Source organism: Polaromonas sp. C04, from assembly GCF_002002705.1.
In the GTDB taxonomy this organism is placed as follows: domain Bacteria; phylum Pseudomonadota; class Gammaproteobacteria; order Burkholderiales; family Burkholderiaceae_C; genus Rhodoferax_A.
The window spans coordinates 1-12115 of the sequence record NZ_MUNS01000018.1 but is presented as its reverse complement, the minus strand read 5'-3'; the positions used below and the strand labels follow the sequence as shown (position 1 = coordinate 12115).

Here is a 12115-nt window from a genome sequence, read left to right as displayed (position 1 = left end):
TTACTGCGGCGCCCACCTCAGCCCCGCGTAAAACGTACGCCCGGGGGTGACGTAGGAATACGCCAACTGGTAGTTTTTGTCCGCCAGGTTGTCAACGCGGGCAAGCAGCGTCCAGTCTTTGCTCAGGTGGGTGCTGACGTACAGGCCGATCAAGGCGTAGCCGCCCAGGGGCTGCATGTTGGCGGCATCGTCATAGCGCCGGCCGGAGAACTGGGCTTCGGCGCCCACGGTCCACGCGGCGATGTGGGTGTCGGCCCCCAGGGTGCCGTGCTGGCGCGCGCGCCGCGCCAGCAAATTGCCCGTGGCCAGGTCACGCGGGTCCTGGATATCCAGCGACGCATGAAGATTCACGCGGCCCAGTTGCTGGCCACCCGAGAACGTCACGCCCGAGTACTCGGCTTGTGCGGTGTTGGTGTAGCAGCCGAACGGGGACGCGCAGGGTCCGGGCGCCGCGAAGCTGATCAGGTTGGCGACCCGGTTGCGGTACGCCGAGACGCTGAAACTGGCGCTGCCTTGCGCGTAGCGCACGCCCAGCTCCACGTTGCGGCTGGTTTCGGGCTGCAGGGTCGGCACGCCGTACTGGCTGAACAGCTGGTACAGCGTGGGCGCGCGGAACGCCGTGCCGGCCGAGGCGGTGGCACGCCATTGCGGCGTGAGCGCAAAGCCGTAGGCGGCGCTGCCGGTCGTGCGCCCGCCAAACGCGCTGTCCTGGTCGCGGCGCACATTGAGCTGCAGCGTGTGCCGCTGGTGCGTCCAGCCGTAGCCCAGCGCGAGCGCATTCTGCGAGCGATCCGCGTCGATCGGGGCATTGTCCAGGTGGTCCTCCTTGCGCTCCAGCGCTGCGGTCAGCAGGTGCTCGCCCAGCCGCAACTCATTTTGAAGCAGATAGCCGCGCAAATGGGTCTCCGCCAGGTAGGGCGACGGCGTCGTTTCGTAACGATCGCGCGAATCGGTCACGCTCAGTTTGGTGCTGTACACATCGCTCCATTGCGACAGCCAGTTCAGGCCGATGGCGTCCAGCTTGTGCCGGCCGTGGTCGTCCACCGGGCTCAAAGGGTTGAAGCCGAAAGCATCGTATTGCGAATTCACCTCGCTCGCCAGCGCCGTCACTTCCACACGCTGCGTCTTGCTGAGCTGGAACCCGAGCCTGGCGTTCCCCGACTCGCTGCGATAGCCGTCGTTGTCCGGGTTGTGGGGCGTGCCCGTTTGCGAATCAAACCCCGTGCTGGTTTCCCTGGCGAGCCCGAGCGAGTAATCGAACGCGCCGCTGGCGCCGCTGAGGGCTGCGTCCACTTTCTTCATGTTGTAGGTGCCGAATCCGACGCCGATGGAGGGCGAAAACGCGCCCTCGCCTTTGCGCGTGAACAGCTGGATCACGCCGCCGATCGCGTCGGAGCCATACACCGCAGCCGCCGGGCCGCGCAGCACTTCGATGCGGTCGATCTGGGCCAGCGGAATGGCCTCCCAGGCAGCGCCGCCGGTGGACTGCGAATCGACGCGCACGCCATCGATAAACACCGCGGTAAAGCGCGATTCCGCGCCGCGCAGGAACACACCGGTGGGAGAGCCGACATTGCCCGTGCGGCTGATCTCGACGCCCGGCACGCGGCTCAGCACATCGGCCACGCCGGTGGCGCCGCTGCGCTCGATGGTGTCGTGGTCGATGATCGTGATATCGGCCACCAGGTCGGCCAGCGGTTGCGCGACGCGCGTGGCAGTCACCACGGTTTCCTGCAACGAAGCGACAGGCTGGTTTTGCGCCAGTACGGGAAACGCGGCGCAGAGCGCCAGCGGCAGCACGGCAAGGCGCGCACGGGAAAGACAGGTTTTCATGGAGGGAACAATCCGCAAAAAAGCCCTCACCGGCGTCCCCGCCAGTGCTTGGGCGTAACCGGCAGCCGGGCTTGACAAGCCATGGCCGCCACCTTGATGGCCGGTATCCGGGCTGGCGGAGCAATTTGCGGGTCGCCTTCCCAGGCGCGTGTTCAAGACGCCCAGTGGCTGTGTGACCGGCAAACCGAATCTGGAGGGATTCGTCCGCTTACCGTTGCGGGGGCAGCGCAGGTTAGGTTTGCTGTTGGCAGCGCACCCCCCTGCTTCCCGTTGAACTGCGGCATGTGAACCACACCGCGAGCACCAACGCAGTAATTGTAAAGTCTAAAACTGTCACAAACCCTACAATTGGTATTGAATCACCAGAGAGTCCATGGCAAATCCGACCCCCATTGATCAGATTGCAGAGCGCGTCGAACGCCTGCTCATGCGTTACGGCGAACTGCAGCGCACGAATGCCTTGCTCACCGAACAAGTGGACGCCCTCACGCGCGAGCGCGACTCCCTGAAGTCGCGCCTGAGCGCGGCGCGCGCACGCGTCGATGCGCTGCTCGAGCGCCTGCCGGAATCAGGCGCGGGCACGACCCAAAAGGATGCCGGATGAAGCAACTCGAAGTGCAGATCATGGGGCAAAGCTACCTGCTGGGCTGCCCCGAAGGCGGCGAGTCGAGCCTGCTCGATGCCGTGGAACGCGTGGACTCCGCCATGTGCAAGATTCGCGATGCAGGCAAGGTCAGGGCGCGCGACCGCATCGCCGTGCTGGCGGCGCTGAACCTGGCCTCCGAGTTTTCGCAGCAAAGCGCCGCGGCACTACGGGCATCGGCCAGCGCCACGCCCGGCACGGCCTCGCCCGGCGTTGAAGACGCTGGCGCAGACCCCCGACTGGGCGCCCTGATCGAGCGGCTCGACAGCGCCCTGTCGGTCGACGGCCAACTGCTCTGACAACTCACCGCGATGGCGTATCTGCGCCTACAATGAAACTGTCTGCGGTGCGTACCGGGCTTTAATTTCCTTGAACCAATGCTCTTAGAGCTCGGGCTTGGTATATCGCCTGGCGAGCGTGATCATCTCGCGTCAGATGAACCCAACGCCAGGCTGCCCTCGCCCACCTGAACCCCGGTTCAGGATGCGGGTCCGGTAGCATTCGCAGACACCTATTCCATCGGTTGGCCGCACCAACCACTCAGCCTTATTGAATAAAAAGGACAACATGAGCGGCCTTTCCTTTCTTGCGATTTTCGGCGGCGCCGGCTGTGGTGCCTTGCTGCGCTGGCAACTCGGCGCCTGGCTGAACCCGGTCTTTCCCACACTCCCCCTCGGAACCGTAGCCGCCAACCTGATCGGTGGCCTGCTGATCGGCTTGGCCAATTCCTTCCTCACGCACTACAGCGAGCTGGCGCCCGAATGGCGGCTGCTGATCATCACCGGGTTTCTGGGCGGCCTGACAACGTTCTCCACTTTCTCGCTGGAGGCCGTCACGCTGCTCAGCCGACAGGAATATGCGTGGGCCCTGGGTCACATGGGCATTCATTTAATCGGTTCCCTGTTATTCACGGCGATCGGCATCCTGATCGTCAGTGCCGTCGTCAAGATTTAACGAGGCTCATCATGCAAGGCGTCTACCTCAAGTTTTACGTGCAGGAGAACCAGCGTCATCAAGGCATCCTGGCCTATGAATGGCTGCTGGAGGAAGCAAAGAAGACGGGCATCCGCGGCGGTTCGGCGTTTCGCGCCATTGCCGGCTACGGCCGCCACGGCAAAATGCATGAGCAGCACTTCTTCGAGCTGGCCGGAGACCTTTTCGTGGAGGTCGGTTTCGCACTCAAGGAAGAAGATGCGCAACACTTTCTCGCGCATCTTGCCAGCGAGGAGCTCAAGCTGTTCTACATCAAGATTCCCGTCGATATGGGCATTGTCGGGAACGGATCATGAGCGCCGGACGATTGGCACTCAATCTCCCAGCCCATGGGCAAACACGGGAATGCGGACGTCGGGTAAGGGCCGGTAGCCCGACGCCCGCCCGAAATATGAATCAAAACCCGCTGTAGCCCATATGGCATCCAGGCAGGAAGCTACCATTTCAATAGCGATCTGCTCACCGGGACAGGCGTGCACGCCAGCACCAAAGCTCAGGTTGCGGCGCTGCTGGCGCTGTACCTCGAACCGCTCGGGCCGCAGCAGTTTCAGCACCGCGTCGCGATTCGCGCTGGCCAGCAGCAGCAGCAGGCCCTCACCCCGGCGAATCGCCTGACCACACGGCACCAGGTCCTCCAGCGCAAAGCGCCGGGTGTTCCGCACCGGGGCGTCCCAGCGCACGACCTCGGCCACCAGTTCGCGTGCGAAATCCAGCGAGGCCGCGACCTGCGCGCCGAACTCGGGCCGGCGCCGGCGAGCTGCAACGGATCGGCCTGCAACTCGAACGCCGGCAGTGACCAGCCCTCGCGCTCGAAGGGCTTGACCTGAATCAAGACAAAGGTCGGGGCCTGCGGTAACCTCAAGCTATCTTCAACCAGGGAGGCCAATCCATGTACCAACGCATTCTTGTCGCGACCGATGGTTCCACGCTGTCGAAAAAGGCGGTCTCCAGCGCCATCGAACTGGCCGGGCTCGTGGGCGCCGAACTGGTGGCCCTGAAGGTGGTGCCGCGCTACCCGCACAGCTATTTCGACGGCTCGGTGCCGCTCAGTCCGCAGGAAATGGCGCGCGTTGAAAAGCAGTGGTCCGAGCACGGCCAGGCCGTGGTGGATGCGGTCAAGACCACGGCACTGGCCAAAGGCGTGGCCGTGCGGGCCGTGACGTCCAAGTCCGACCTGGTGGCCGAGGCCGTGATTGCGGCCGCGAAAAAATACAAGTGCGATTTGATCGTGATGGCCTCGCATGGCCGGCGCGGCATCAAGCGCCTGCTGTTGGGCAGCGAGACGCAACACGTGTTGACGCACTCGCATATTCCGGTGCTCGTGCTGCGCTGAGATTTTGAATACAAAATGGCCTGTAGCCCTTATGGCAAGGGAGCAGGCCGCTATTGGTTCGATAGCACTCTCTGATTCGGCCGGGCACAGGCCCTGGCCTGGACTGGCCGGGCCACCCTTTCAGCTTTGATGAACAGGCGTTTCTGGACAACGAGGTGCGCACCCGGCGCGACATCGTGGCGCGGCTTTGCCCCGACGTGAGCACGCCCAAGTCCGGCGGCTTGCTCGATCTCATGCAGGCGCTGGAATTGTCCTCGCAGCTGGGCGACGACACGACGGCGCTCAACAGGCTGGTGCGCCGCACCCGCTCGTTCGAGCAAGCGGCGCAGGGCATGCCAAACCCCGACAGGCCGCCAGCCCAACTACCCTCTGAAGATGTCAAAGGGTTCTATTTTGAGAACCTTGCGAACCCCCACATAGCTGGAAATTCCGGCGATCAGCACGACCATGCCGAAGGCCAGTTCCAGGTTCCAGAACGTGATGATCGCCGCGTAGCCGGGCAGGTTGAATCGGGCGATCGAGATCACCAGCGTCACCAGGCCGATACCCAGGCCGTAGCCGGTCAGTGCCGTGAAGGTTGCCATGAACAGGATCATGTAGACCAGCTCGCGCCCCTTGGCGCCGATGGCCTTGAGTGCCCCGAATTTGTCGAGATTTTCGAGGATGAAACTGTAAAAGGTCTGGCCCGAGATCGATAGCCCGATGATGAAGCTGATCACGGTCATCAACAGGATATTCACGCCGACGCCCGTCTGGAAGGTGTAGAAATCCATGATGCGCCGGTTGAATTGATCTTTCGTCAGGGCTCTGTAACCGAGCTTGGCAACTTGCTGCTCGATGCCGGCGATGGCCGCCTCGCTCTTCGCCTGCACCAGCACATAGGAGATGGTGAAACGCGTCGTCGGGATGTATTCGATCGCGCGGCTGTAGGTCGTATACAGCGTCGGCACGCCGAACAACCCGTTCGCGGCAACCCGGGCGACGCCCACGATGACGCCGCGGTGGTCATTCAGTTCAAAGGTGGTGCCGATCTTCGGGTTCTCCAGCTTCGAGAATTCCGCGTCGTGGACCACCAGGAACGAGTTGTCGGCAAAGATGTCCTGGATATTGCCCTGTTCCATTTCGGGGCGGCCAAACAGGCTGGTGTCGTCCAGGCCGATCACCGTGACCGGCTGGTAGGAGCCGTCATCGAGCCGGACCTGCGCGCCACCGACAAACAGCGGCACCGCGTAGCTGACCCCGTCCAGGCTGCGCACCGCATCGAGCAGGTAGTCGGGGAGCGGAATCGAACTGGCGGGCGTATTCACCGCCGTATCCATGACCCACATGGTGGCGCCGATATTGGTCACGGTCGAGTAGGCGCGGTTCAGGATGCCGGCAAACATGGCGGTCATCTGCACCATCAGGAACACGGCGAAGGTGATGCCGATCAGCAGCGCGGAGAACTTGGCCTTGTCGTTCACCAGCAGCTTGAAGCCGATGCGCATGATGCCGGTGTATTTCATGGCGCCTTGCCCTCGCTCAACGGGTTTTGACCATTCCACCAGCCTCCGCCGAGCGCCGCAAACAAGGCGACCGTGTCCTGCTGGCGCTGCGCGACGGCCTGCAGATAGGCGATGCTGGCCTCGTGGAATTGCACGTCGGCGGTCAACACATCCAGGTACGCGACCATGCCCGCCTGGTAATTGACGTGCAACAGCTGCAGCGCCTCGGCGGCGGCGCGCTGCGCTTCGGCCTGTGCCTGCAGCGCCTGCGCGTCATGCTCCAGTGCCTTCAGGGAATCGGCGACCTGGGCGAAGGCACTCAAGACGGTTTGCCGGTAACCGGCTTGCGACGCCTGATAGGCGTCGATGGCCGCTTTGCGGCCATACCACAGGCTGCCGCCCTGAAACAGGGGAATCGAGACTGACGGCCCGATGCTCCAGAACCTGCCGCTGGCCGCCGAAAGATTGCCCAGGCTGGTGCCGGCGGCCCCGTAGGTGGCACCCAGGCTGAAGCTGGGGAACATCGCGGCGGTCGCGACACCAATGTTCGCGCTGGCGACATGCAGCTGGGCTTGTGCCTGCAGGATGTCCGGCCGCTGGCGCACCAGATCGGAGGGCAGGCTCACCGGCAGATCGGCCGGCAGCGCCAGGGCACCCAGATCGATGTCGGGCAGGCGGACCTGGGACGGCAGCACGCCTTGCAGGGTCGCCAACAAGTGCTCGCTCTGGTCCCTCTTTTGCTTCAGCGGCGCCAGCGCGGCCTGGTTGGTGGCGATCAGGCTGCGCAGGCTCAATACGCTGGCATAAGCCGCAGTGCCGGCGCGAACCTGCGCTTCGGTGCTTTGGAGCTGCTGCTGCTCCAGTACGATCATCTCCTCGGTCGCCCGAATCTGGGCCGCGTAAGCGGCGCGCGCGATACTGGCATTGACCACATTGGCAGACAGGGTCAGGTAGGCCGCCTGGCTCGCATAACGCTGGTAGTCGGTCTGGGCCCGCAAGCCCTCCACCTTCCGCCTCTCACCGCCGAATACGTCGAGCGCGTAACTGATGGTGCCGCCGAGCGTCACGACATTGAAGATCGAACCAGGCGTCTGCAAGCCTTGCTGCAACGGCGCGGAGCGCTCCCGGCTACCGGCCAGGCCCGCATCGATTCTCGGAAAAAACACACCATAACCGGCGCGCAGATTATCCTGACTCTCGCGCAAGCTGGCCTCGGCCGCCTCGAGGGTCGGACTATGCGCCAGGGCCTGCCGGACCATGGCATCGAGTGGCTCCGACTTGAAGAGTCGCCACCAGTCGGCAGCGATCGCGGCGCCGGGCACGAAACGCTGCGCCTGCCCATCGGCCGCGACGGTGGCAGCCGGCAGCGGCTCGCTCGTGTAACGATCCACGGCGGGTGGCGCAGGCCGGACAAAATCGGGGCCCACTGCACAGCCGCTCAACACCGCCGCCACGGCGATGCCGAGCCAGACGCCGCGCCGCGCCGGTGAGGGCCGCTGGACCGGCGCGCACCCGCCAAGATGTGTCTGATCGAGCGGCGACACTATTGCTTCCCTATGTAGACATCCACCTGCTGGCCCGGATAGACCATGGAGAGATTCTTTTTCGGGAACCGGAAAATCACGGGCAGCACCCGCAGATCCACCTTCTCCTGGCGTTGATTGGACAACTCGATCTTGGGCGACACGTAAGGCTGCACGCGCACGAACTCCAGCGGCACCTTCAGGTCGGTGCCGCGGATCGACATCTGCGCGCGAATGTGCTGCGGGTCCGGCAGCCGCGACACCAGTATCTCGTCGATGTAGCAACGCACCGCCAGATAATCCTGCGGCGTGCCCATGACCACCAGCGGATCGACGCCCTGCGTGTAGGCGTCATAGGCACCCTGGGATGACACATAGCTGCCGGGAGATGCATTGACGGCCAGCACCACGCCGTCCACCTGCGCCTTGACCGAATACTTCAGCAACAGCGCTTTGGCGGCCTCGTAGGCCTGATGGGATGCCTCGTACTGCCTTTGCTGGTTTGCGATGTCGTAGCTCCAGGCGCCCGCCCGGGTCAGTTCATATTGCCTGCGCGCCAGCTCCAGACCGGTGACCGCTTGATTGACGGCGTCCTGCGCCGTATCCACCACGTCCTTGCTGATCGATTTCGCATCCATATCGTACGAGGCGCGGCGCTTGTCGTACTGGTCGCGGGCGGCCTTCAAGCTGGCTTCGGCCTGCTCCACCTGCGCCCTGGCAACCGCCAGCGTCTCCCGTCTCGGCTGCGCCTTGAGCTCGTTCAAGAGCGTCAGCGCGGCCTCCGACTGCAGGCGCAACTGCTCGGTGGCGGCCTTCTGCACGGAGTCATCGATGGTCAACAGCGCCGTATCGGCCGACACCTGCTGGCCCTCGTGCACCAGCACCCGGGTGATCCGGCCGGACACTTCAGGAAAGATGTTGATGTTCTCGCCCGCCTGCTGTTCGCTCTCGATCACGCCGTTGGAATAGATCGCCGTGTCGTACGGACTGCTGACCGGGGTAAAGACCGGAGGCTGGGCTTTTCTTTCCATGCCGAAGAGGTAGGCGCCGATCAGTCCGACCACGATTCCCAGGACCGAGACGGCAAAGATGATCTTGTTTCTCATTCGGCCCCCTTGTCGAATCCGGTGATGCGCCCGTCTTCCATGTGAACAATGCGGTCTGCATACTCGTTGATGCGCGCGTCGTGGGTGACGATCAGGATGCAGCGGCTCTGGTTGAGTATTTTTTCCTTCACGAAGGCGATGATCATCCTGCCGGTGTCCCCATCGAGGGAGGCCGTCGGCTCGTCGAGAATCAGAATCTCGGGGCTGCCGACGATGGCGCGTGCGATCGCCACGCGCTGCTGCTCTCCGCCCGAGAGCTTTACCGGCAGAATTTCGCCCCGGCCCTTCAGGCCGACAATCTCGAGGAATTTTTCTGCCTCGGTGATGGATTCCTCCCAGTGGTGCTGTTTCAGAATCAGCGGAATCGCGACATTCTCGGCGGAGGTCAGCCGCGAAAACAGGTGATAGTCCTGGAACACGAAGCCGATCGTGTTCAGGCGAAACTCAGCGAGCTGGTCAGTGCTCAGGGTCCAGATATTGACGCCCTTGACCACCACCGTGCCGACATCGGGGCGCAAGATGCCCGAGATCATGCTGAGAAACGTGGTCTTGCCGCTGCCAGACGGGCCGACGATGAAGATCATCTCGCCGAAGTGGGCGACAAACTCGACCCTGTCCACGGCAGTCATCCTGGCATCGCCTTCGCCAAATGCTTTTGTGAGACCGCTTGCAACGATCGCCTGCGTATCCATCTTCGCTACGCCAACGCCGAATCGCCCTGCCACGCTACCGCGCCAGGCGAATCTGAACACTCTGGAAAAACATGTCTGAACATAAGCAGCCGATCGGCACCCTCAAAATCTTGTATTGATTGTGTCGGCCACGCTCCGGGCACTCATGATGTAAGTCAACTTGGACGCAGGTCCACCTTTGCTTTACAAGACATCCATAAGCTGTTCTTGGCCAGGTCGATATCTGGGTCAACGAGTTCACTCACAGCAAATTTCCGGCTCGCGGCTCAATGACTACGAAACCGCCGCACCAGTTCCAGCCACACGACGCACATCGCCAGCAGGCCAGACCCCGCGGCCAGCCCGCCGGCACCGGGCATCGCCAGGCCCATGACTTGGCGAAGCCAGGGCAGGCCCAATACCGCTGCCAGCAGCAGGACCATGGCGGCAGCCATGCGCCAGAGCCAGGGGTTGCGGTCGGTGACGCCATGCCAGACGGGGCGCGAGAGGTCGCGGTTGGCCCATATCAACAGCATCACGCCCAGGACCAGCGTGCTGAACACCACGGCGCGGCCCTGTTCCTCACTCCAGCCTTGCGCCACCAGCCAGGCCTGGCCGGCCAGCAGCACCGCGGCCATGCCCAGGCCCTGCAGCACCGATTGCAACAGCGGGGCGGCGGCAAACGGCGAGTCGGCGATCGGCCGGGGCGGGCGCTCCATCAGCCCGTCGGCCTCGGGCTCGGCCTCGAAGACGATGGAGCAGGCCGGGTCGATCAGCAGCTCCAGCAGCACGATGTGCACCGGCAGCAGCAGCACCGGCCAGTGCAGCAAGGTGGGCACCAGCGCCAGCGCGATGATGGGAACGTGCACGGCAAAGACAAAGCGCGTGGCTTTGCGGATGTTGTCGTCTATGCGCCGGCCCTGGCGGATGGCGGCCACGATGCGCGCAAAGCTGTCGTCCAGCAGCACCAGCGCGGCGGCTTCGCGCGCCACGTCGGTGCCGCGCTCGCCCATGGCGATGCCCACGTCGGCGGCCTTGAGCGCCGGCGCGTCGTTAACGCCATCGCCGGTCATGGCCACCACCTCGCCCGATGCGCGCAGCAGCTGCACCAGGCGCAGCTTGTGCGCGGGCTTGAGGCGCGCGCACAGGTCCACATGCTGCAGGCGCCGGCGCAGGGCGGCATCGTCCAGCGCCTCCAGCTCGGCGCCGGTGATGACTTCGGGGCGTTCCGACAAGCCCACCTGGCGCGCGATGGCGCGCGCCGTGGCTGGGTGGTCGCCGGTCATCATCAGCACGCGCACGCCGGCGCGCCGGCATTCGGCCAGCGCGGCGGGCACTTCGGGGCGCGGCGGGTCGGCCAGCGCGACCAGGCCGAGAAACTCGAAGTCGAAGTCGTGTTGGCTGTGCGGCCAGGCGGGCGTGGTGCCCGGCGCCGCGGGCGCGCCGCTCCAGCGCCCGCGCGCCACGCCGAGCACGCGCAGGCCGTGCTCAGCCATGGCCTCGACCTGTTGGCGGATGGCGCCCTGCCGCGCGGCATCGAGGTGGCACAGGTCGGCCACGGCCTCGGGCGCGCCCTTGGTGGCGAGCAGGTGCTGCGCCGGCTCATTGCTCGCAAACACGCGCGTCATGGCCAGGATCTCACCCGAGAGCGCGTACTCGAACTCCGGCTCGCGCCCGTCGTGGATATGCTCGGTGCCCGCCAGCCACTGGTGGCCAAAATGCTGGATGGCTTTTTCCATTGGGTCGAACGGATCGCCCGGCGTGGCCAGCATGGCGAATTCGGCCAGCCGGTGGAACTCCTCGGGCAGTTCGGTGGCGCCCTCGGGCGTGAACTGCGCGTGGGCCGTGGCCAGCCCCGCCACGGCCATGCGGTTGACGGTGAGCGTGCCGGTCTTGTCCACCGCCAGCACGGTGATGGCGCCCAGCGCCTCGACGGCGGTGATGCGCCGCGTCAGCACCTTTTGCCGCGAGATGCGCCAGGCACCGAGCGCCAGGAACACGGTCAGGATGACCGGAATCTCCTCGGGCAGGATGGCCATGGCCAGCGCGATGCCCGTCAGCAGGCTCTCCAGCAGCGGCCTGCCGTTCCACCACCAGCCCAGCAGCACTTGGGCGCTGGCCAGCACCAGGGCGCCAGCGCCGAGCCGGCGCACCAGTTTGCGCGAGCGCTGCTGCAGCGCCGAGGGCGGCTCGGTGGTGGCGGCCAGGTCGGCGCCAATGCGGCCCACGGCGGTGTGGGCGGCGGTAGCGCGCACCTGCGCCAGACCGACGCCGCGCGTGACCACGGTGCTGGCGAACAACATAGCCCCCACGCTTGCCACTTCGTGTGCTGCGCTGCCCCCCAAGGGGGCGGGCCTTGCTTGGGGCGGCCCGGCACTGGCGGCCGGCGCCCCCACGCTTGCCACTTCGTGTGCTGCGCTGCCCCCCAAGGGGGCGGGCCTCGCTTGGGGCGGCCCGGCGCTGGCGGCCGGCGCCCCCACGCTTGCCACTTCGTGTGCTGCGCTGCCCCCCAAGGGGGCGGGCCTCGCT

12 protein-coding genes, 1 other RNA gene, 1 pseudogene and 1 riboswitch are annotated in these 12115 nt (G+C 64.9%); of the genes and pseudogenes, 7 read left to right on the top strand and 7 right to left on the bottom strand.

The window, feature by feature from the left end; genetic code table 11:
• Complete coding sequence (locus B0E49_RS00910; RefSeq protein WP_077560094.1) at nt 1-1833, bottom strand: TonB-dependent receptor domain-containing protein; 1833 nt, start codon at nt 1831-1833, stop codon at nt 1-3.
• A gap of 81 nt (nt 1834-1914) precedes the next feature.
• A riboswitch (cobalamin riboswitch) is annotated at nt 1915-2156 on the bottom strand.
• A 50-nt stretch (nt 2157-2206) separates the two neighbouring features.
• On the opposite strand from B0E49_RS00910, the gene B0E49_RS00905 reads away from it, so the two are divergent.
• The 5 genes from B0E49_RS00905 (at nt 2207) to B0E49_RS00890 (ending at nt 3765) form a co-directional block, all read left to right on the top strand.
• Complete coding sequence (locus tag B0E49_RS00905; protein WP_077560093.1) at nt 2207-2437, top strand: cell division protein ZapB; 231 nt, start codon at nt 2207-2209, stop codon at nt 2435-2437.
• On the top strand, nt 2434-2775 hold the full coding sequence (locus B0E49_RS00900; protein WP_077560092.1) for a cell division protein ZapA: 342 nt from the start codon (nt 2434-2436) through the stop codon (nt 2773-2775). The genes B0E49_RS00905 and B0E49_RS00900 overlap by 4 nt, the downstream gene beginning before the upstream one ends.
• 36 nt (nt 2776-2811) lie before the next feature.
• Nucleotides 2812-2990, top strand: a non-coding RNA gene (ssrS, locus tag B0E49_RS21045) — 6S RNA.
• Between the two features lie 53 nt (nt 2991-3043).
• The gene (gene crcB / locus B0E49_RS00895) at nt 3044-3430 is read left to right on the top strand and encodes a fluoride efflux transporter CrcB (protein ID WP_077560091.1); all 387 of its coding nucleotides are present in this window, start codon (nt 3044-3046) and stop codon (nt 3428-3430) included.
• Nucleotides 3431-3441: 11 nt separating this feature from the next.
• The gene (locus B0E49_RS00890) at nt 3442-3765 is read left to right on the top strand and encodes a DUF190 domain-containing protein (RefSeq protein ID WP_077560090.1); all 324 of its coding nucleotides are present in this window, start codon (nt 3442-3444) and stop codon (nt 3763-3765) included.
• A gap of 18 nt (nt 3766-3783) precedes the next feature.
• On the opposite strand, the gene B0E49_RS19940 is transcribed toward B0E49_RS00890, so the two are convergent.
• Complete coding sequence (locus tag B0E49_RS19940) at nt 3784-4269, bottom strand: cytochrome P450 (RefSeq protein WP_144264385.1); 486 nt, start codon at nt 4267-4269, stop codon at nt 3784-3786.
• An 89-nt stretch (nt 4270-4358) separates the two neighbouring features.
• Here B0E49_RS19940 and B0E49_RS00880 point away from each other — a divergent pair, with 89 nt between their 5' ends.
• Nucleotides 4359-4802 (top strand): universal stress protein, encoded by a 444-nt coding sequence (locus tag B0E49_RS00880; RefSeq protein WP_077560088.1) that lies wholly within the window; start codon nt 4359-4361, stop codon nt 4800-4802.
• 362 nt (nt 4803-5164) lie between these two features.
• Here B0E49_RS00880 and B0E49_RS00875 read toward each other — a convergent pair whose 3' ends face one another.
• From B0E49_RS00875 to B0E49_RS00855, 5 genes are all read right to left on the bottom strand, one after another.
• A complete protein-coding gene (locus tag B0E49_RS00875) occupies nt 5165-6307 on the bottom strand; it encodes an ABC transporter permease (RefSeq protein ID WP_077560087.1) in 1143 nt (380 codons plus the stop codon).
• On the bottom strand, nt 6304-7830 hold the full coding sequence (locus B0E49_RS00870) for an efflux transporter outer membrane subunit (RefSeq protein ID WP_077560086.1): 1527 nt from the start codon (nt 7828-7830) through the stop codon (nt 6304-6306). Before B0E49_RS00870 ends, B0E49_RS00875 begins: the two co-directional genes overlap by 4 nt.
• A complete protein-coding gene (locus B0E49_RS00865; protein WP_077560085.1) occupies nt 7830-8915 on the bottom strand; it encodes an HlyD family secretion protein in 1086 nt (361 codons plus the stop codon). The genes B0E49_RS00870 and B0E49_RS00865 overlap by 1 nt, the downstream gene beginning before the upstream one ends.
• Entirely contained in the window at nt 8912-9607 is a 696-nt protein-coding gene (locus B0E49_RS00860) for an ABC transporter ATP-binding protein (protein ID WP_077560084.1), read from the bottom strand. The genes B0E49_RS00865 and B0E49_RS00860 overlap by 4 nt, the downstream gene beginning before the upstream one ends.
• Nucleotides 9608-9873: 266 nt before the next feature.
• Entirely contained in the window at nt 9874-11889 is a 2016-nt protein-coding gene (locus tag B0E49_RS00855) for a cation-translocating P-type ATPase (protein WP_286137723.1), read from the bottom strand.
• Here B0E49_RS00855 and B0E49_RS20650 point away from each other — a divergent pair.
• Nucleotides 11864-12115, top strand: a pseudogene (locus tag B0E49_RS20650) (hypothetical protein); the annotation flags it as partial. The gene B0E49_RS00855 and the pseudogene B0E49_RS20650 overlap by 26 nt on opposite strands.